Source organism: Helcococcus ovis, assembly GCF_004524775.2.
Lineage (GTDB): Bacteria > Bacillota > Clostridia > Tissierellales > Peptoniphilaceae > Helcococcus > Helcococcus ovis.
The window spans coordinates 311,835-333,195 of record NZ_CP119081.1; the positions used below are offsets into that span (position 1 = coordinate 311,835).

Annotated in this window: 21 protein-coding genes; 18 read left to right on the forward strand and 3 right to left on the reverse strand. The window is 26.5% G+C overall.

All coding sequences use genetic code 11. The features are described from left to right. The 7 genes from EQF90_RS01460 to EQF90_RS01490 all read left to right on the forward strand — a co-directional run bounded on the left by EQF90_RS01460 (nucleotide 1) and on the right by EQF90_RS01490 (nucleotide 6,944). Nucleotides 1–999 carry an SIS domain-containing protein gene (locus EQF90_RS01460; protein ID WP_134710235.1) on the forward strand — a complete coding sequence of 333 codons (999 nt, stop codon included), beginning with the start codon at nucleotides 1–3 and terminating at the stop codon, nucleotides 997–999. A 172-nt stretch (nucleotides 1,000–1,171) separates the two neighbouring features. Then, nucleotides 1,172–2,470 carry a coiled-coil domain-containing protein gene (locus tag EQF90_RS01465; RefSeq protein ID WP_134710237.1) on the forward strand — a complete coding sequence of 433 codons (1,299 nt, stop codon included), beginning with the start codon at nucleotides 1,172–1,174 and terminating at the stop codon, nucleotides 2,468–2,470. A gap of 835 nt (nucleotides 2,471–3,305) precedes the next feature. Beyond that, nucleotides 3,306–4,115, forward strand: a complete 810-nt coding sequence (prmC, locus tag EQF90_RS01470; RefSeq protein ID WP_167554093.1) for a peptide chain release factor N(5)-glutamine methyltransferase — start codon at nucleotides 3,306–3,308, stop codon at nucleotides 4,113–4,115. Beyond that, nucleotides 4,100–5,173: a peptide chain release factor 1 gene (gene prfA, locus EQF90_RS01475; protein ID WP_134710241.1), complete on the forward strand. Its 1,074-nt coding sequence runs from the start codon at nucleotides 4,100–4,102 to the stop codon at nucleotides 5,171–5,173. The genes prmC and prfA overlap by 16 nt, the downstream gene beginning before the upstream one ends. Before the next feature lie 13 nt (nucleotides 5,174–5,186). Further along, nucleotides 5,187–5,660 carry a thioredoxin domain-containing protein gene (locus tag EQF90_RS01480; protein ID WP_134710243.1) on the forward strand — a complete coding sequence of 158 codons (474 nt, stop codon included), beginning with the start codon at nucleotides 5,187–5,189 and terminating at the stop codon, nucleotides 5,658–5,660. Between the two features lies 1 nt (nucleotide 5,661). Beyond that, nucleotides 5,662–6,669, forward strand: coding sequence for a type 2 isopentenyl-diphosphate Delta-isomerase (gene fni / locus EQF90_RS01485; protein ID WP_134710245.1), 1,008 nt, complete (start codon nucleotides 5,662–5,664; stop codon nucleotides 6,667–6,669). Continuing rightward, nucleotides 6,666–6,944 (forward strand): hypothetical protein, encoded by a 279-nt coding sequence (locus EQF90_RS01490; RefSeq protein WP_134710249.1) that lies wholly within the window; start codon nucleotides 6,666–6,668, stop codon nucleotides 6,942–6,944. The genes fni and EQF90_RS01490 overlap by 4 nt, the downstream gene beginning before the upstream one ends. A 201-nt stretch (nucleotides 6,945–7,145) precedes the next feature. On the opposite strand, the gene EQF90_RS01495 is transcribed toward EQF90_RS01490, so the two are convergent. Next, nucleotides 7,146–7,457, reverse strand: a complete 312-nt coding sequence (locus tag EQF90_RS01495; RefSeq protein WP_134710251.1) for an Asp23/Gls24 family envelope stress response protein — start codon at nucleotides 7,455–7,457, stop codon at nucleotides 7,146–7,148. Nucleotides 7,458–7,570: 113 nt separating this feature from the next. Between EQF90_RS01495 and EQF90_RS01500 the strand changes: the two genes are divergently transcribed. The 9 genes from EQF90_RS01500 to EQF90_RS01540 all read left to right on the forward strand — a co-directional run bounded on the left by EQF90_RS01500 (nucleotide 7,571) and on the right by EQF90_RS01540 (nucleotide 18,572). Next, nucleotides 7,571–9,382 carry an acyltransferase family protein gene (locus EQF90_RS01500; RefSeq protein WP_134710253.1) on the forward strand — a complete coding sequence of 604 codons (1,812 nt, stop codon included), beginning with the start codon at nucleotides 7,571–7,573 and terminating at the stop codon, nucleotides 9,380–9,382. Between the two features lie 51 nt (nucleotides 9,383–9,433). Beyond that, on the forward strand, nucleotides 9,434–10,165 hold the full coding sequence (locus EQF90_RS01505) for a hypothetical protein (RefSeq protein WP_134710255.1): 732 nt from the start codon (nucleotides 9,434–9,436) through the stop codon (nucleotides 10,163–10,165). A gap of 63 nt (nucleotides 10,166–10,228) precedes the next feature. Then, nucleotides 10,229–10,972: a Fe-S cluster assembly ATPase SufC gene (sufC, locus tag EQF90_RS01510; protein ID WP_134710256.1), complete on the forward strand. Its 744-nt coding sequence runs from the start codon at nucleotides 10,229–10,231 to the stop codon at nucleotides 10,970–10,972. Further along, nucleotides 10,965–12,368 carry a Fe-S cluster assembly protein SufB gene (sufB, locus tag EQF90_RS01515; protein ID WP_209021390.1) on the forward strand — a complete coding sequence of 468 codons (1,404 nt, stop codon included), beginning with the start codon at nucleotides 10,965–10,967 and terminating at the stop codon, nucleotides 12,366–12,368. Before sufC ends, sufB begins: the two co-directional genes overlap by 8 nt. A 9-nt stretch (nucleotides 12,369–12,377) precedes the next feature. After that, the gene (locus EQF90_RS01520) at nucleotides 12,378–13,415 is read left to right on the forward strand and encodes a SufB/SufD family protein (RefSeq protein WP_134710259.1); all 1,038 of its coding nucleotides are present in this window, start codon (nucleotides 12,378–12,380) and stop codon (nucleotides 13,413–13,415) included. Then, nucleotides 13,415–14,635, forward strand: coding sequence for an aminotransferase class V-fold PLP-dependent enzyme (locus EQF90_RS01525; protein WP_134710261.1), 1,221 nt, complete (start codon nucleotides 13,415–13,417; stop codon nucleotides 14,633–14,635). The genes EQF90_RS01520 and EQF90_RS01525 overlap by 1 nt, the downstream gene beginning before the upstream one ends. Further along, nucleotides 14,625–15,056, forward strand: coding sequence for a Fe-S cluster assembly sulfur transfer protein SufU (gene sufU / locus EQF90_RS01530; protein ID WP_134710263.1), 432 nt, complete (start codon nucleotides 14,625–14,627; stop codon nucleotides 15,054–15,056). Before EQF90_RS01525 ends, sufU begins: the two co-directional genes overlap by 11 nt. 313 nt (nucleotides 15,057–15,369) lie before the next feature. Beyond that, nucleotides 15,370–16,431, forward strand: a complete 1,062-nt coding sequence (locus EQF90_RS01535; protein ID WP_134710265.1) for an EndoS/ChiA family endoglycosidase — start codon at nucleotides 15,370–15,372, stop codon at nucleotides 16,429–16,431. Between the two features lie 59 nt (nucleotides 16,432–16,490). After that, the gene (locus EQF90_RS01540) at nucleotides 16,491–18,572 is read left to right on the forward strand and encodes an EndoS/ChiA family endoglycosidase (protein ID WP_134710267.1); all 2,082 of its coding nucleotides are present in this window, start codon (nucleotides 16,491–16,493) and stop codon (nucleotides 18,570–18,572) included. A gap of 143 nt (nucleotides 18,573–18,715) precedes the next feature. On the opposite strand, the gene EQF90_RS01545 is transcribed toward EQF90_RS01540, so the two are convergent. Next, nucleotides 18,716–19,192, reverse strand: a complete 477-nt coding sequence (locus tag EQF90_RS01545; protein ID WP_134710269.1) for a hypothetical protein — start codon at nucleotides 19,190–19,192, stop codon at nucleotides 18,716–18,718. A 3-nt stretch (nucleotides 19,193–19,195) separates the two neighbouring features. Beyond that, a complete protein-coding gene (locus EQF90_RS01550) occupies nucleotides 19,196–20,191 on the reverse strand; it encodes a polysaccharide deacetylase family protein (protein ID WP_134710271.1) in 996 nt (331 codons plus the stop codon). 127 nt (nucleotides 20,192–20,318) lie between these two features. Here EQF90_RS01550 and EQF90_RS01555 point away from each other — a divergent pair, with 127 nt between their 5' ends. Then, nucleotides 20,319–20,426, forward strand: a complete 108-nt coding sequence (locus EQF90_RS01555) for a DUF853 family protein (RefSeq protein ID WP_167554159.1) — start codon at nucleotides 20,319–20,321, stop codon at nucleotides 20,424–20,426. 169 nt (nucleotides 20,427–20,595) lie between these two features. After that, a complete protein-coding gene (locus EQF90_RS01560; RefSeq protein WP_134710275.1) occupies nucleotides 20,596–21,345 on the forward strand; it encodes a DsbA family protein in 750 nt (249 codons plus the stop codon). The last annotated feature ends 16 nt before the right edge of the window (nucleotides 21,346–21,361 follow it).

The following is a 21,361-nucleotide window of genomic DNA, read 5'->3' on the forward strand; positions in this document are numbered from 1 at the left end:
ATGATAAAATTTGATGAAAAAAAACTATTTGAAAGCACAGTCGGAGCCTTGAAGTTAAGAAGTAAAATAAATGAAGTTGTTGATGAAGTTTGGAAAAAAGGATTTAAAAACATTTGTTGGCTTGGCGTTGGTGGCACATATGCATCATCTCTTCAAGTAGAGATTCATATGAGAGAGAAATCAAGCCTAGATTTCTTTGTTGAAAATGCTTGTGAATATTATGTAACAGGAAATAAAAAAATTGTAGATGATACATTAGTTATTTTATCATCAGTTTCAGGAACAACTGACGATATGATTAAGGCTTTAGAAATTTTAAGAAAAAAAACAAAAGCTACAGTATTAGCATTTATTGATAAAGAAAATACACCAATTGAAAAATACGCTGATTATGTAATCTCATATCCTGAAAATGAACAACTTAAATTTTTTATGGTAGCTGATAGATTTATGAATTTAGAAGGTGTTTTTGAAGACTATGAAGAATACTACAAAGAACTAGAGGTAAATTTACCAAATGCTTTAGTAAAAACTGCGTATGAAGCAGAAGAATTTGGTAAAAATTTTGCTGAGCTTCATCACGAAGATTCAATTCATTATTTTGTAGGAGCAGGAAATATGTATGGAGCTACATATTCATATGCTATGTGTTATTGGGAAGAACAACATTGGCTAAGAACGAAATCTATTCATAGTGGTGAATTTTTCCATGGAATGTTAGAAATTATCGAAAAAGATACAAACGTTACAGTATATGTTGGAGAAGATTCACAAAGGCCTTTAAGTGATAGAGTTGCAAAATTCCTACCTAGAGTGACTTCGAGATATACTATAATAGATACTAAAGATTATTCACTACCGGGAATAAGTGAAAAATATAGAGGGGCAATTTCTCATTTAGTAATGAAAGTAATAAATTCTAGAATTGATGCCTATATAGAAAAAATTAACTGTCATCCAACTGAAATTAGAAGGTATTACAGACAATTAAATTATTAGTGGGGTATTAAAAATATCTGCTCTGGGTTATTTCCGGCAGATATTTTTTATGAAATATATAATATTAACTTTTTTGTAATAATTTAACTTATTTTTTTACCTTTTTGTAATTTTTGTAATCTTTTTGTGATATAATTAATTTTAAAGAGTCGTATATTATGGAGAGAAAATTATGTCAGGTAGAAATAAATATATAAGATTAGCAGCGTATGTATTATCTGCGATTTTATTATTTGGTAATACAGCTATTAAATACGCATCTGAATTAAATCAAAAACTTGAAAGAGCAAAAAGTTCATTAAATAGTATTGATTCAGATATGAATAGTAGAGATGATAAAATAAATATCTATAGAAATGATATAAGCATTAATAAAAATAAAAAAAATTTGATTAACCAAGATTTAAATAAATTAAAAATTGAAAAAGAATCTTTGGAAAGTCAAGTTAATAATATAAATAGTAATATACGTAAAATATTGAATAAAATTTACGAAAATGAAATTCAGCTTATGGAAATAAAGCAACAAAAAGCTGAAAATGAAAAAGAGTTAAATAAAGTTAGATTTAAAATTGAGAAAAATACACAATTACTAAAAAAGAGATTAGAAATTATGTATAAAATGGGTGATGCTCAAAAAGTTGAAGTTTTACTTTCATCTGAAAATTTTAATGATTTTTTGTCAAGAAATAAGATGATGGCTGCTATTACTAAAAATGATAAGGAATTGATAGAATCGCTAAAAGGTGCTAAATTAAAATTGGATAAATTGACTACGGAATTAAATGGTCAAAAAAAGGTTTTAGAGATAACTAAAAAAAATTTAGAAAAAGAAAAAACTGAATTACATAAACAAAAAACTGAAAAAGGTAAATTATTAGATAAAATCAAGAAACAAGAAGGGCAGCATTTAGAAAAGATAAGTCAATTAGATTATTTTATAAATGATTATGAATCAAAAATAAACGAAAGGATATCTGAAAAGAAAACTCTTCAAAATAAAAAAGCTTCATTAGAATTAGAAATTTCAAATATTGAAAAACAAATTACTTTAGAAACAGAAGCTGCAAAACTTGCTGAATTAAGAGATAAAAAAGAAGAATTAGAAAATATTGAAACAAAATCAGACTCCAATAAAGTTGTAAAGAATGAAGTTAAATCATCTTTTATAAGTAGTTCTCCACTGGAATATACAATAAATGAATTTAAATGGCGTGGAGTAATTTATTGGGGTGGACATAAGTTTACTTATTACTCTGAAAGTGTTTTGCCGGGATATGGACTAAGTATACCTGGAAGACATATAAGTAAGTTGGGATATGTAACTGATAAAGATGGGTATATAGTTTTAGCATCAAATCCTAGTATAGCAATAGGTACAGTTATTGATACGCCTTTTGGAGCTAAAGGTAAAGTTTATGATAGATGTGAATCATGCACATTAGATTTGTTTGATGTATATATAAAATAATTTAGATTACTAAGTTATTTTCAAATATCCTTTAAGACGAAGTTAGTGCTTGTAAAGAATTAAAGTAATATATAGAGATTCTTTGTTAAGTACCCTAGGGGCACAAGTAGAGTTGGTGGAAATTAAAGTAATAAAATGAGAGAATTAGAGACTAAAATTTCTAATTCTTTTTTATTGTGTATTATTCTTTTAAATTTTTTGGTAACAATACTTATTGCATATATTTTTAATATCTTTCTAAGAAATAAAACTAAAATACTGAAAAAATAAAAAATAGTTTTATATTTTTCATTGTATTTTGGTAGAATAGAACCAAAAAATTGAAAAATGAATAAATAGTTTGAAATTTCGGAAAGATTTAGAGGTAATTTTGAGAAGATATAGAACCAAAAAATTGAAAAATGAATAAATGGTTTGAAATTTCGGAAAGATTTAGAGGTAATTTTGAGAAGATATAAAACCAAAAAATTGAAAAATGAATAAATGGTTTGAAATTTCGGGAAGATTTAGAGGTAATTTTGAGAAGATATAGAACCAAAAAATTGAAAAATAAATAAATGGTTTGATTCCGTTATCACCTCACCTTTATCAATTCACCTTTATCACCTCACCTTAAACATAAGCGGTAAGGGAAATACTTTATCATCAACACTACTTAGTGTAAAATATTTTAAGATTAAATAGATATATAGTAATTGGTATTTCCTAATTATACCTATTATAATATTAAATTTTTGAGTATATCTCATACTAAATTTTTATACTTCAAGATTATGTAAAATGAATGTTTTATGATATAATTAATTGTCATAGAATATGTATATCAGGGGTGTATATGAAAGATGTAACAATAAATGATTTATTAAATGGAAATTATAGATTTACAAAAACGGTTTTGCAATATATTTTAGATTATACATTAGCTGATATTTTTCAAAATAGATTTAACATTATAAGCGAAGAAAAATATCTGGAATTTATGAAAATACAGGAAAAATTGAATGATAAAATTCCGTTACAATATGCGATAGGAAAATGGAATTTTTACAGTAGAGATTTTATTGTAGATGAAAATGTTTTAATTCCTAGACCGGAGACAGAATTGTTGGTTGATGAAGTTTTAAAGGAAAATTTAGAAGGAAAATCAATTTTAGATATTGGTACGGGTAGTGGGGCGATAGCTATTTCAATTGATTTAGAGTCATCAAATTGTAATGTTTATGCATCTGATATTTCAGTTGATGCATTGGATGTTGCTAAGAAAAATGCGGCTAAGTTTAATTCAAATGTAAAATTTATAGAATCAGATTTATTTCAAAATATTGATGGTAAATTTGATATAATAGTTTCAAATCCACCATATTTGAGTGAAGAAGAATATGATAAAGTTGATGAAATAATATACTATGAGCCTAAAAATGCTTTTGTGGGCGGTGAAAAGGGATTTGAAATTTATGAAAAAATAATAAAGGATGCCTCAAAATATTTGAATGAAAATGGTAAAATATTTTTTGAAATTGGATATATGCAGGCTGAAATTGTAAGAGATTTGCTTTTGAATCATGGATATAATAATATTAAAATTAAGAAGGATTATGGGAATTTAGATAGGATAGTAATAGGTGAGTTATGTTTGAAAAATTAGAATTAACAAAAGAAAAATATTATCAGTTAGAGAAGAAATTGGCTACTCCGGAGCTATTAGCTAATATGGATGTATGGCAGAAAGTTAATAGAGAGTATGTTGACATCAAGCCTTTAGTTGAAGCATATGAAGAATATAGAAAAAATGAAAATCTTATTGAAGAAAATAAGGAAATGTTAAAAATGGCTGATGAGCAGGAAATGAAAGATTTACTAAATGAGGAAATTGTTGAAGCTAAAGAAAATTTAGTGAATTTAGAAGAAAAAATAACATTTTTACTTGTTCCAAAAGATCCAAATGACTATAAAAATGTATATGTAGAAATAAGATCTGGTGCAGGGGGAGATGAGGCTGGATTATTTGCTGGTGAATTGTATAGAATGTACCAAATGTATTCAAATAAACAAGGATATAAAATTGAAGTAGTTTCACTTTCAGAACAGGGAATTGGTGGAATTAAAGAAGTTATATTTATGGTTAAAGGAGAAGGAGCATATTCTAAATTAAAATATGAATCAGGAGTTCATAGAGTTCAAAGAGTACCTCAAACAGAAACGTCAGGACGTATTCATACTTCAACTGCGACAGTTGCTGTTTTACCTGAAGCTGAAAAAGTCGATGTTGAAATCAACGAAGCTACAGAATTAAGAATTGATTACTTTAGATCATCTGGTGCAGGCGGACAACATGTTAATACAACTGACTCTGCAGTACGTATAACTCACATTCCTTCAGGAATAGTAGTGTCTATGCAAGATGAAAAATCTCAACATAAAAATAGAGATAAAGCTATGAAGATTCTTTACCAAAAATTATACGAACACAAATTAGAGGAACAACAAAAAGAGCTTTCAGAAGATAGGAAATCTCAAGTAGGTACAGGAGATAGATCTGAAAAAATTAGAACATATAATTTCCCTCAAGGAAGAGTAACAGATCATAGAATAAATAAGACTATTTATCAACTTGATGCATTTTTAGATGGGAATATTGAAGAAATGATAGATGCTTTAATTTTAGAGGATCAAACAAAAAAATTAGCACTTTCTCAACAATAGGTAAAAATTAGATATGAAAAAAATATTTATTATATGCTTGTTAGTTTTTGTTCTTTTTGGGTGTTCTAGAAATTCAATTGTAAGTAAAAACGGAGATAGGTCAGCTGCCGAATATTTTAAGAAGTTTTATGTTCAAGATATCAATGGTGTAAAAGTTGACTTTATAAACTATGAAACATTTAATAAATTAAAAACTCAAACAAATAAATTTGTAATTGTATATTCTAGTTTGAAGTGTGAATATTGCAAAAAATTTGTGCAGGAATTATTTAAGCTTTTGAATGAACATAAGTTAGATCATATATATTTTATGAAATTTGACGAAATGTCGTATGATAATCAAAAAAAAGTTTCTAGTACATTTTCAGATAGTATAATTCCAACAGTTCAATTTTTTAATAGTGGAAATGTAACTGAATTTCAAGGTGAGTTCGATTTATTAAAACTTTCAAATATGGTTGATGAATTTAAGAAGGAGATTAAATAAAATGGATAATTCAAAAGATTTGTATCTTGATAATTCGTTAATTAGTTCATTTGTTGGTAATCCATTATTTAATGATATTTATTTAGAACATAATTCTTTACCGGAAATTGATTTTAACGAAATTAATACAGAGTCTGAAATATTTGGGAAAAAAATAGCATTTCCTTTAATAATTAATGCTATGGTAGGTGGATCCGAAAGAGGATTTGATGTAAATCAAACTTTATTTTCAATAGCTAAAGAATTTAATTTACCATTTTCTGTTGGTGCACAAGATGGCAATATTTATAATGAACAGTCAAAGCTATACATTGATGAAGTTGAACATGGACAAAGTTATCATGGAGTTGTTTTATCTAATTTAAGTGTAAAGTCTGATTTAGAAACTGTAAAAAAAGCAATGGAAGTAATTAATAGTGATGGCATATCATTATATTTAAATTCTGCTCAAGAAATAATAAGTTCTGAAGGTAAACCGGATTTTAAAAATATTTTAGATAATATTAGAAATCTTACTAAAGAGTATTCTTCAAAAATTATTATTAAAGAAAAGTGTCTGGGAATGTCAAAACAAACTGTTCAAAGTTTAGTTGATGCAGGAGTTAAATACATTGACATATCAGGCTATGGAGGTACTAATTTCATAGAAATGGAAAATCTTAGAAATTATCATGAGGATTTTTCTGATTTGTATGACTGGGGTATCCCTACTGCGAAATCAATTATAAATGCTAGAAGTTCAAGTGATACAGTAAAAATCATAGCTAGTGGTGGTATAAAAACAGGATTAGATGTAGTGAAATCATTGGTGATTGGTGCTGATTATGTTGGAATAAGTGGGGAATTATTAAAATATTTACTTCATGGCGGATATAATCAAGCTAAAAAATATTTAGAAGATTTAATATACAAGACAAAAGTTGTTATGTTTCTTTTAGGTGTCAAAAACATCAACGAATTAAAAAATGTAGAATATAAGATAACGGGAAGATTAAGAGAAATATTATGAAAGAATATAAACAAAAAATTGCTACTAAAGGACAATTAAAATTAATAATATTTACGGATTTATTGATCTTTATAGCTATAGGGGTTATTATCTATGAATCATATAAAAAAATAAATCATTTTACATCATATCTCTTATTGGGAAGTGTTTTTATTTTGATGGGAGTAAACCAGTACATTTATTATAAAAATAATGGTGGAATTAGATATGTAATTTTGACATCATTATATTCATTAATTGGATTAGCTATGATATTATTTAGACTTTTTATGTAGTGGTTTTAATTTTGGAATATAATAAATTTTATAATTTTTTGCTTGAAAAGTTAGAAATTTTTTTGTTGAAATATTAAATATATCTTTAAAAACATAAAAATTTTTGTAATTACCGTAAATATTAATAGCCAAATAAAAAAAGATTTAACTATTTTTATTAAATACAATTTTTAATAAAAATGTTAAATCTTTTAATGTTTGTTATTTACAAATTACATTAACACCTTTGACATTTAAGCCTAGCATTGTGTTAATTTGTTCTTTTAGTGCTTTTTGAACATTTTCTGATGTTTCATATATGTTTTTATTTTCTTTTACATGAATAGTTAATGCAATTTCAATGTTGTTATCACTTATAACTGCAACTATTCCTTCTTTTTTATTTTTTTCTAACTTTTTGTTTTTGTAGCCAGTTACATATTCTACATTTTCAACCTGTAATGCTGTTTCTGCAATAAGTTGATCAATAATGTCATTTGAAATCTTAACTGAGCCGTGTTTAAAATCGGTCATATTATCCTCCGTTTCTCTATAGGTATATTATAAATAATAAAAATGATTAATGCAAATATGTTTAATTGATTATTTTATGATATAATTTTTTATTATAGGTAGGAGTTAAAAAGATGAAAAGAAGATATATTTCAGGAATAGATTTCTTAAAAGCTATAGCGATAATATCAGTAGTTTTGTATCATATTAATAGTAAAATGTTTCCTGGTGGATTTATAGGAGTTGATCTGTTTTTTGTTATATCCGGATATTTACTTGCTAATTCATTAGTTAATAAAAATAAAGAAAAAAATGGAGTTCCATTTTTCTCAACTATTGCTTCAAGAGTTAGACAGCTTTGGCCTGGACTATTTATTATGGTATTTATAATTACCATTTTGATAACTATATTTAATAAGCCTGTTTTAAATGTATCTCATTTTGATCCGATAGCCGGCATGACTTTTACTAGTAATTGGTGGTTAATTATAAATAAAGTAGGATATTTCGATAATTTTGTTGCAAATCCATTTAAGCATCTATGGTATATAGGAGTTATGTTTCAATCGTTTTTACTTATCCTATTTTTATTTAAGGGATTTTATAATTTTAGAATGACAAAAAATATCAATTTATTTATAATTTTAATTTCTGTCATAGGGGTTTTGAGTTATTTTTTACAAAATTATTTATATACATTTAATAATATGAGTAGAGTATATTATGGCACGGATACTAGGATTTATGAAATTATAATTGGAGTTGTTGGATATTTCTTTTATCCTATTGAAAAATTAAATTCTAAAAATGGCTTAAATAGATTTGGAGTTTCAAATATAGTATCTATAGTTTCAACTGCTTTATATGTATATTTAATTTTTAATGTTTCAGAAGTATATCCATGGGTTTATAGAATTGGATTTTTGATTTTTGCATTAAATTCTTTTGTAATGGTAATTTCATTCGGCTCGATTACAAATATTATAAGTAAAATATTTTCATATATTCCACCTGTTATTGGTATAGGTAAAATGTCATATGGTATATATTTATGGCATTTTCCAATCATAATATTGACTCAAATGCATAATGAATTAGGTAATCCAAATCCTTGGTTTACAGCATTTAGGATTATAGTTACGTTATTAATCGCTTATGTAATTAATTTGAAAATAGAAAAGCCGATTTCAAGATATGGATTTATAAATTCATTTGAAAAAAAGGGATGGATTATGTTATCTAAAAGCATAGTATTTTATGTTTTTTTAGGAATGTTTGTTATAGGAGTTTCGGGAGTATCAGTTCCATATATTTCTACGATATTTATTGATGAAAGTAAAAATATAAAACTTGCTGATGAAATTAAGATGAATAATAACGTAGAAAAAAATAGAACAAAAAATAAGGAAGATAATAAAAATAAAGAAAATATAGATAAAAAGGAAAAATCAGAAATTCAAAAAAATAATAAGAATATAAAAATTAATTATAAAATTGTTTTAGTAGGAGATTCATTAGGAGTAAATGTAGGTTCGAGAATTAGTGATTTATACCCGGATTCAATAATTGACGCTAAAATTAGTAGACAATTATATAATTCATTACCGGTTTTTGAACAATATAAAAAATATGATTCAGAAAATACAGCATTAGTTGTAATACTTGGAACAAATGGTTTTTTCTCAGAATCTGATTTAGATAATATAGTAAAATTGTATCCAAAGAGTAGAAAAGTATTTATTAATGTAAAAATGCCCTATAGTTGGGAAAAACAAGTTAATGAAACATATGCAAATTATGTAAAAAAACATCCGGATATAAAACTTGTAGATTGGTATTCTGTAGCATCTAAAAATCCGGATTATCTAGCATCAGATCAAACTCATTTAATGTATAATGGTGTTGATAAAATGGTGGAGTTAATTATTAAAGAGTTACAAAATTAGACTATACCTTGCTATAATAAAAAAATATGGTTTAAATTGAAAGAGGAGAAGATGTCAAATAGACAAATTTATATTGAAGCATATTCAAAATTTATATTTTATAAATATATTTATAAAATATTTTTAGAACAAAAATATATAGAGTATTTTTCTAAATATGATATAGAAAAAATGGAATTGATTTATCAAGCGATGATTTTAGATAAGGAGTTAGAAAATAAATTTATTTATGGGATTAATTCGGAATTTAATCATTTAAAATTTATGGGATTTTTAGCGAAAAATGAATATCTAAATTTAGAAAATAAAATTTTAAATATGAAAAATAAAAGCTTAAATTATAAAACAAATTTAAGATATGTTGAAAGAATATTGAATGATAAATTTATGGAAAATACTAAAATTTTAATTGATAAGTTTGATCCTTTTTTGAATGAAGGTGATAATATTGAAGTCGTTTGGAATACAATAATGTATTCATTAGATACTGGACAGATAGAAGTTATTTTTGATTCTTTACTAAAATTTAGTGAAATAGAAAATGTAAAACAAAAAAGAATTACTTCTGAAAAATTAAATGAAAAATTAGAAGAAATAGATAAAAAAATAGAAGCATTAAATGATATGTTTCCATTTAATGTTGAAAATAACATATTAAGTAAAAATGAAATTAATAAAAAGATTGAAGAAATAAAAACTGAAATAAAAAAATCAGATAAAGCATTAAAAAATATTACAAATATGTATTTATATGTTAATGAATATAACGGATTAGAAAACTAATCTGTTATATATTTTATCTTAAATCATACTAAAATAGTATACATTTATTTGAAGGGAGAAATGATGTTACAGATTAGAAATTTACATGCTAAAGTAAAGGATAAAGAAATATTAAATGGTATAAATTTAGAAATCAATGATGGGGAAGTACATGTTATCATGGGACCAAATGGATCCGGGAAGTCTACATTGACGAAAGTGATTATGGATCATCCTGATTATAAAATGACTGATGGACAAATAATATTTTGTGGAGAAGATATTTCGGATCTATCTACTGATAAAAGAGCAAAATTAGGTATGTTTTTAAGCTTTCAAAATCCAGAAGAAGTAGAAGGTATAAGCGTTGAAAATTTTATTAGAACTGCACAGATTAATCTAACAGGAGAAAAATCTAAACTGTTAATGTTTAGAAGAGAACTAAAAAAACAATTACAAGAATTGGGGTTTGATAAAAGTTATGCTGAAAGATATTTAAATGTAGGTTTTTCCGGTGGGGAAAAGAAGAAAAATGAAATTTTACAAATGAAAATATTAAAACCTAAGTTTATAATGCTTGATGAAACTGATTCTGGGCTTGATATTGATGCTACTAAAATAGTATCAAAGGAAGTAAATTCATTTTTAACTGAGGAAAAATCTGCACTTATAATTACACATCATAGTTCAATTTTGGAAAATATCAAACCTGATAAAGTTCATGTAATGATTAACGGTAAAATTGTAAAAACTGGAGATGCTTCATTAATAAATGAAATTGAATTAAATGGATATCAACAATTTAGAGATGAGGTAAATAATGACTAAAAAATCAAAAATTGACGATATCGATAGAGGAAAATTTGATAAAAAAAATGAATTTGAATACTCTAAAATTTCAGAAAAAGGTTTGAATGAAGATATTGTAAAGTTGATTTCAGCTGAAAAAAATGAGCCGGATTGGATGCTTGAAAAAAGGTTAGAAGGAATGAGACTTTTTTTTGAGCAAGAAAATCCTATATGGGGTCCTGATTTATCAGAAGTTGATATAAATGAAATAACATTATATGTTAAGCCAAAATCTGGTGAAACAAATGTGTGGGATAATTTACCGGATGATATTAAACAAACATTTTATGATTTAGGGATACCCCAAGCTGAGATAAATTCCCTTGCCGGGGTAAGCGCACAATATGATTCGGAAATGGTTTATCATAATGTTAAAAATTATTTGACTGATTTGGGTGTTATTTATATAAATATGGAAGAAGCTGTACAAAAATATGCACCACTTTTGAAAAAATGGTTTGGGAAGGCAGTTGAACCTGATTTACACAAATATGCAGCACTACACTATGCTGTGTGGTCCGGAGGATCATTTGTTTATGTGCCTAAAGGACAATATGTAGATATCCCTATTCAATCATATTTTAGATTAAATGCTCCCGGAGCAGGACAATTTGAACATACATTTATTTATGTGGATGAAGGATCATATGTTCATTATATAGAAGGATGTTCCGCACCAAAATACAATGTAATAAACGTACATGCAGGAGCGGTTGAACTATTTGTAAGAGAAGGTGCTAAGTTAAGATATTCAACTATAGAAAATTGGTCCAGAAATATGTACAACTTAAATACTAAAAGAGGAATAGTTTGGGAAAATGCTCATTTAGAATGGGTTTCAGGATCTTTTGGGTCAAGAGTTTCAATGCTTTATCCTGCATCAATTTTAATTGGGAAAAATGCAAAATCAGACTATACTGGAATTTCATTTGCAAATTCAGGTCAAATTCTTGATACTGGAGCTAAAGTAGTTCATGCTGCACCAAATACATATTCTACAGTTAATTCAAGATCTATTTCAAAAAGTGGAGGACAAGCTATATATAGAGGACTTGTTCATTTTAATGAAAATGCCAAAGGCTCAAAATCCAATGTGAATTGTGAATCTTTGATGATTGATAATAAATCTGTATCAGATACAATTCCTGTAATGATTATTGAAAATGATGATGTTGATTTAGGGCATGAAGCAAAAATTGGTAGAATAGATGATTCTAAGATTTTTTATTTAATGAGTAGGGGTTTAAGTGAGGAAGATGCAAAAGCAATGCTTGTAAGGGGATTTGCTGAGCCTATAGCAAAAGAATTGCCAATGGAATATGCTGTAGAAATGAATAATTTAATTAATTTAGAATTAATAGGATCAATAGGTTAGGAGGAATTAATGAGAACAGAAGTTAATATAATTCCGGAAATTACCTGGAGATTTACAGAAGCAAATAGTAGAATTATAGATTTAAATGAAGTTGAATATAAACAATATTCTGATTCTGCAAATGAAAAAATTTCTGATGAATTTAACAAAATATTTGTAAATAAAAAATATGGTGTTTCAAGAGAAGTTTTAGAATTAAATCAAAAGTTAAAAAATTATGAAAAATTTTATGTTTTAGATGAAAATACTTGTTTAGAAGAAAATTTTTATTTTGACGAAAATAATAATTTTTTGTCTGATCAACATGGAATTTTTGCTAAAGAAAATACTGACTCAACATTAATTTTTGATTATAAATCGAGTGAAGATGTCGAAACATTTAAAAATTCCGTATTTAAGATAAAAGCTGAAAAAAATTCAAACTTAAAGATAGTTATAATTCAAAGATTATCAAATTTTTCAAAGAGTTTTTTATCAATTGTTTCAGATATTGATGAGGGGGCAAATGTTCATTTGGTTCATATTGAATTAGGGGCAAAAGAATCATATGCAAATTATAGAGCAATATTAGGAAGTGAGAAGGCGCATGCTGATATAAAAACAGCATATTTTGTAAATGAAGATAGATATTTGGATTTAGGCTATGAAATTACACATTTGGGTAGAAAAACTACATCGGATATGGTTATAAATGGGGTATTGAAGGACTTTGCAAAGAAAAGATTTGCTGGAACTTTGGATTTCAAAAAAGGTTGTACATTAGCACAAGGTAATGAAGAAGAATTTGTAACATTACTGGATCCAACAGTAAAAAATTGGGCTATACCATTATTACTTGCAAGAGAAGATGATATAGTAGGTAATCATGCTGCTTCAGCAGGCAGAATTGACAAGGATATGTTATTTTATATCACATCCAGAGGATTTGATTCCGAAGCAGCAAAGAGGATAATAATTGAATCAAAATTGAAACCTATTTTTGATTTAATTGGCAATGAAAAAATTTCTGAAGAATTATTGGAAGAATTAAGAAAAGGGATAAACTAATGAAAACTTCAAAAGTAAAAAATTTATTTCCATTTTTTACAAATGAATATAACAAACCGCTTGTATATTTAGATAGTGCCGCCACTACGCAAAAGCCCAAAATTGTAATAGATTCATTAAAAGAATATTATGAAATTTATAATGCAAATGCAAATCGTGGGGGATACAAATCTGCCATTAAATCATCTCAAATTTTGGAGTACACTAGAGAAATAGTACAAAAATACATCAATGCTTCAAAATCAGAAGAAGTAATATTTACTAAAAGTGCTACAGAAGGATTAAACCTAATTTCTAAATCTTATGGGTTAAATAATTTAAAACCGGGAGATGAAATCTTAATTTCAATTGCAGAACATCATGCAAATTTAATAACATGGCAAAAAGTTGCGAAAAAAACAGGTGCAAAGCTAGTTTATTTTTATCTAACAGATAATTATGAACTTGATATTGAAGATTTTAAGATGAAAATAAATGAAAATACAAAAATTGTTTCAGTAACTGCTGCATCAAATGTAATTCCTTTTAAGGTTCCAATCAAAGAAATCATTGACATTGCACATGAAAAAGGTGCAATAGTTGTGATCGATGCTGCACAAATAGTTTCGCATTCAAAAATTGATGTACAAGCATTAAATTGCGATTTTTTAGTTTTTTCAGGTCATAAAATGTATTCTGCTCAAGGAGTTGGAGTTGTATATGGTAAATATGATTTGTTAAAATCAATGGAACCATTTTTATTAGGTGGAGATATGATTGAGTATGTTTATGAACAAGATGTATTATATGCAGATTTACCGACTAAATTTGAAGCTGGTACACTTGATGTTGCAGCTATTTATTCATTGAATAAAGCTATTGATTTTATTGATTTAGTAGGAATGGAAACTATAAATGCAATTGAAAATGAAATTTTCAATTATGCACTTGAAGAGCTTAAAAAATTAGATTTTATTGAGTTGTATTTACCTGAAAAAACTAAAAATGGAAATTTAATAGCCTTTAATGTTAAAAATATTCATCCTCATGATGTGTCTCAAATTTTAGATTTTTATAATATTGCTATAAGGGTGGGGCATCACTGTGCACAACCACTTCATAGATATTTAGGTATAAATTCATCCTGTAGAATATCTTTTGCGTGTTATAATAGTACTGAGGATATTGATAAATTTATTCAAGGATTATATAGAGTTAAGGAAATATTTTATGGAAATTAATCAAATATATACAGAGTTGATAAGAGAACATAGTGTTGAGAGTGAGCATAAAAAAGCTCTTGAAGATAAAACGGATTCCAAACTTGGGGTAAATCCATCTTGTGGTGATGAGATAACATTAAATTTAAAAATAAAAGATAGAATAATAGAGGATGCTTCTTATGAAGGTATAGGTTGTGCTATTTCTCAGGCTTCTACTTCTATGATGATTGATGCAATCAAGGGGAAAACTATAGACGAAGCTAGAGATATTGTAAATACATTTTTAAATATGATAAAATCTTCTGTAGAAATAAGTGATTCAGATTTTAAAAAATTAGGAGATGCTGTAGCTTTACAAGGAATAAATAAATTGCCGGCAAGAGTTAAATGTGCTGTTTTAGCATGGAGAACTTTAGAACAAATAATTGAAAATCAATAAAAATAAAAGTTTGCTACGCTAGCTTTGCAGCTCCATTTCATGGGGCGTGGAGCAGTGTTGTTAGCAAACTTTTATTTTTATTTTTTTTGCAAAACGAAGTGATTATTAATTAATTTTAATAATTGCTTTTTTATTGCTTAAATTTTAACAAATAAACCGCTTTCAATCATTTTTTTTATAAAAAATACAATCGTGTAAAATGCTAACATTTTCATATGCTTTATTTTATTAAAATTAAAAAAGATTATGTTTTTGTTGATAAATTAAAATAAACAAGTTATTCTAAAAAAGAAAAATATATTAGGAGGCAGGAATGAAAAAGTTTACAAGAAGAATAGTGAGTTTGTTGCTAGTATTAACATTTATATTAGGAATTATACCTTTTAATATTTCTAAAGCAGCAACAGATGAGAATAAAAGTGAGCCGTTACTATTTGGATATTATAGAGTATGGCATGATATAAAGAATGGTAAGACTTTAGAAGGGCGTGGACCAGAAAATGGAGATCCTAAAGGTATCCAAAGAATGAGTGATTTACCTGAGGAATTGGATGTAGTATTTTTATTTATAGACCATATTGATTCCAATCTTCAGTATAGAACAAATCCTTTTTATAAGGAGTTACCAAATTATGTAAAAAAATTACATAATAATGGAACTAAAGTGGTTAGAACTATCGATATTTCTTTAGTTACAAACAAAGCTTTAGTACCTAAGGATGATTATAATGAAAAAGTTGAAAATAAGAGGCACTTTAGTAATGATAAAGAAGGATATAAACAACTTGCTAATTTAATTGTTGAAGAATATGTAAAAAGAGACAATTTAGATGGATTAGATATTGATATGGAAAAACAGTGGTTACCATCAGAGGAATTAAGTATGGCAATTGGTGTAATAAATGAAGTATCTAAATTATTGAAAGCGGAAGGTAAATTATTTATATTTGATACGGATAAAAAAGGTGATACTAAAATATTTCAAGATACTGCTGATAAATATGATTATGTATTATATCAATCATATAGACAAGAAGATTTAGATTATGTATTCGATACATTCAAATCAAAAATACCAGCATCGAAATTTGTGCCAGGGTTTTCATTCTATGAAGAGGGGGGAAATAAATGGTTTAATTTATCTGATGGATATTATGGAGCGTATTATAGAAATTATGATGCACCTTTAGAAAAAACTTTCGCATATAAGTGTGCAATGTGGCAACCTAGAAATAAAGCTGATGGTTTGAAAGGCGGAGTATTTGCATTCGCTGTAGAAAGATCTGGGATTAAAGATGGAGATAATACCTATAAATTAGCGAATTATGATGTTTTAAAGAAAATTGATGGTTACTTACATCAAAGTTATAAGTAAAATTGAAATAAACAATTAAAAATTCATTTTATATTTGAAATATATTTAAGGAGGTAAATATGAAAAAAATTACAAAAAATTTAGTTTGCTTGTCTCTAGCAACAATTTTAGCTTTGGGGATTAATCAAATCCAAAATGTTGTTAGGGCTGAGGGCAGAGAAACATTATCTGTAAAAAAAGATATCATTGATAGAAAAAATTTAATACCATTTGCAAGATGGTCAAGTGGAGATCCAATAAATAAGATTAATGATGGAGTAGTATCCTATCAGAATCAACCTGCAAATAGATGGACAGATTGGAAGCCATCAGATAGGTTAAAAGAAAATTGGGTAGGATTTGTATTTGGTTCATCAGTAGATATAAGAGAGGCAGATGTTTCAGGATTAGAAATTGATTTTTATTTTGATAATGGAGTAAGATTACCAAAATCTTATAAAGTTCAGTATTTTACAGGAGAATTGAATAATACTAATTTACCAAAAAAATATGGATTTGCAGAAAGTTCTATTTTAGATGAAAATAATAATTGGAAAGATGTTGAAATTGATAAGTATTCAAAACCTAATGAAAAATCAACAACTTATTTAAAATTTAAACCGGTAAAAACAAAAGCTATTAGAATTTTAATGGAAGCATATGAAAATAAATCCTTAGGTTTAACAGAATTAAAAGTTAATGGAGTTTTAACTAATACTAAACCGGTGAAATATGATTTAACTGATGAAAAAGTAAGAGATGAAATTAATAAGCTGGATAAACTTGGAGATAGTGCTAAGGATTTTACAGATAAAATTGGTTCTCAAACAAATAATTCTTTATTGGAAGCAGCGAAAAAAGCAAATGAATACATGAAAGAATTAGAAAATTTACCACTTCCTAAAAAACCAGTATTTTCAAAATTAAAAGCACCTATTTATGGTGGTTGGTTTAGAACATGGCATGATCAAAATTCTGAACCATTAGAAGATAGACCAAATTACTTTGGAGATATTCCAAAAGAAGTAGATTTAGCATTTGTATTTCATGATTGGACAAAACCATATAGTGAATTTTGGAAAAAACTTGCTTTAGAATATGTTCCAAAAATGAATGCTAGAGGACAAAGAGTAATCCGTACGATTGGTATTAAGACTATATATAGTGATATGAAAGATGAAAAAGGAAATTCTTTCCCAAATACAAGCGAGGGGAATAAAGCTAAAGCTAAATATATAGTAGATACCATAGTTAATAGATATGGATTAGATGGTATAGATATTGATATTGAATACCATGATAGTAGATATTATAGTGGTAAAGAAAATCAGGGTATAGAAATCATGAAAGAAATATCAAGGATACTAAAAGAGCAGGGTAAAATCTTTATGATTGACACAAATATGTCTGGTGAAGAAGAAATCTTAAAAGGGACTTATGATTTTAGTGATTATGTGCTATTACAGGCATATGGAAGATATTCTGATAGTCGTTTGAATAGAAGATGGGAAGGATTCAAGCCGTATATTAAGCCTGAAAAGTTTATTTTAGGATTCTCATTTTATGAAGAAAGAGATAGAAATGGCTGGAATGATATTTCTGATAGAGTAGAAGGTTCAGCAGCGGAAAGATACGCTAAATGGCAACCAGATAATGGTAAAAATGGTAAAAAAGCTGGTATAATAGGCTATGCTATTGACAGAGACGGTGTTGCATTTAGAGATGATAATATTTATACAACAAAATATGAATTATCAAAACAACTAAAGAGAGTTATGGAATATTCTGATGTTGAAGATGAAATAAAAGAAATCCAATCTTTAAAAAATTTGTCAAAAGAAGAAATTAATAAGTATGTTGATAGATTAAATAATGGTTTGAAAAATGGTGAAAAATTATTACCATATGAAATAGTTAATTTAGCTAAAAAAGCAGCGTTAAATAAAGAAAAAAACACAAAAAAGATAAATCCTAAATATGAAGTTGAAGTTTCTAATAAGAAAAAAAATGATAAATTGGATAAAAAGGTTATTAAATTAGAAAACAACATTAATAAAAATGGTGGTAATCCAAAAACATCTGATTCTGGTATTTTATTGTATGTAGCAGTGACAGCAATTTCAATAATTGGATTATCAGTTGTAAGAAAAAAGAATGATTAGACGTTTATTTTCTGATGAAATTTATTATTTTAAGATTATAATGTGATGTTACAAAATAGATAATAGATTTTAATAAAAATTTAAATAAATATATAAACAAGCCCCGGATTTTAATATCTGGGGCTTGTTTATTGTTAAAGTATTTAATGTTCATGATTATCAAAATAATCTTGAAGATAAGTATGAGGATCTTTTATATAAATATAATCTCCAACTCTTTTATTCGGATCTACTTTCATATGGACAAAGTGTGTATGATCATCGTGTTCTATAATATATCCATCCTCTTTTATTTCTATAATTTTTACGTAAATATCCGGTTTATTTGATTTGTATTGATGAATTTTTGGTGGATATTGGGAAAAGTCTGTTAAAATATATTGATCCCCAACAACCATAATCATATAATTGTCATTTTTCGTAAGTATAAGTGCTTGATTTTTAACTTTTTCAATATTTTTATCATTGAAAATTTTTTCGATTTTTCTTTTAGCTTCCTCATCTGAAATTAACAATTTTGACTTTTTTCTTCTATCATTTACAAATAAAATTACGACTATTACCACTAAAAATACAAAAATTATTTTTAGTTTATTTTGTAAGTTTCTATTTAATTTCATATTTTACTCTAAAATTCCAAATTCATAGCCTTGATCTTTTAAATGTTCGATTAATGAAGGAAGAGCTTTTAATGTTAAATCCTTATCTGCGGCATCATGCATTAATATTACTGCAATATCAGAGTTTGCAGTAAAAGTTTTTGATTTATCAAAATTTTTTATTACTTCGTCTACTGTGGTAGGTCTTGCTAAATCTGGATCATTTATAGGTTGAGCATCACCGTTCATAGTATTCCAATCAATCCAGTGAATGTTTAAATCAGCTAAAGCTTTATCTGACTTCTTTAATCCTTCTTTATTCCAAGACATATGTCCACCCGGATATCTAAAAACTCTTGATTCAAAATTATTTCCTAAATATTTCTTCAATAGTTTTATAGCCTGTTTTTCCTCCTTGACTACGACGTCCGGATCCGGTACTCTTCCGGGATATAAAGTTTCGTAATCATGAGTTAATGAGTGTGTACCAATAGCATGGCCTTCATTGTATGCTCTTTTTAATACTTCTTTACTATTTTCACTAATAGCATGCCCGACCATAAAAAATGTTGCTGGTACATTTTTTTCTTTTAATACATCAAGCACATGTGGTGTGATTACATTGTTTGGGCCATCATCAAAAGTTAAAAAAGCAATCTTCTTTCCTTTATAGGTTCCATTATTTGATAATTCTCTTATTTCTTTGACATCATACGCAACATTTTTAAATTTTTGATTATGATTTTTTCCTTTTATTTTATTCGCAATAGGAGAAGAGCCTTCGTTATTTTTATTTTTTGTTTCATTGTGTTTTTTAGATTCTGTTTCTTTATTTGTTTCTTTATTTGTTTCTTTATTTGTTTCTTTATTTGTTTCTTTATTTGTTTCATTTTTTGTAATAATATTTTTAATATCTTTACTTTCATCTGAAGAATTTGCCTTATGTGAACAAGCTGTTAGGCTTGCTAATATAATAACTGAAGCTAATAAAGATAATTTAACTTTTTTTATTCTTTTCATACCTCACCTAATTTCTTTTTTTTGTTTATTAAAAAAATTATATCATAAAAAACAAATGTATAAAATAACAAATGTGTAATGATTTTGTGGTAAAATGAATATAAATAAAAATATAGGAGAAAATAAGATGACAAATTCAGTTGTTTTAGTTAAAGATTTATCTATAAATTTATCAAAATTAAATAGACATGGATTTTTTACTGTAGCTACAGGTTCGGGTAAAACGGTAACTTAAAAGTTATTGCTGAACAATTCGTAAAAAAGATATACCTGTATTTGTATCTGATATAAAGGTAGGTATATCTAGTTTTATTGAATCAGGAGAAATTAATTAAAAATTTAAAGAACGAAAAAAATTTGAATTAGAGAAATTTTTGGAAGTATGAAAAAAAGATAGGGGTAATATGAAAAAAATTAAAATTGTAGTTGCTGCATTGCTAATATGTTTATCTTTAGCAGCATGTTCAATACAAAAAAATAATACAAATACAAATGTTGTAGAAAATAATTCTAAAGAATTAAAATATATTGATAATGGAGCGTTTTATGTTAATAACAAAGGAATTGTGATTCCTAAGGAAGATTCAAAAAAATATTCAAAAATTGTTGAATGGTATTTTGACCCACTTTGTCCGTATTGTGTTGTATTAGAAACAGAAGTTAATTCATATATTACAGATATTATGGGGAAAAACACTTTAATTAAGTATGTGCCAATGTCATTTTTGGGGCGTCCAAAAGGATCGGATGAAACTTTTATTTCATATTCTGATACAATTTCATCAAATATTTTATCTATAGCAGAAAATGATCCGGAAAATGGATTTAAATATTTAAAAGAAGTTATGAGTCAAACGTTTTTGGATAAAATTTCTAAATTAGAAAAAAAAGAAGAACAAGATAAAGTTATTGAAGAAGCTTATACAAAAAAATTATCCGGTAAAAAACCAGACTTAATTAAAAGTTTATTTAAGGATTCGTTAAAGATTGTAAGAAATAGTACAAAATCAATTTCTAAAAATGAAGAGTTAAAATCAAAAACTACATCAGGTAAGATATCAGTTCCTCTTGTATATATAGTTGGGGAGGAAAAAGCTTTAGTATTTGAAGAAGGTAAAAATCCAAGACCAATTTTAGAAGAAAAATTAAAATAAATAATTTAGACTATCA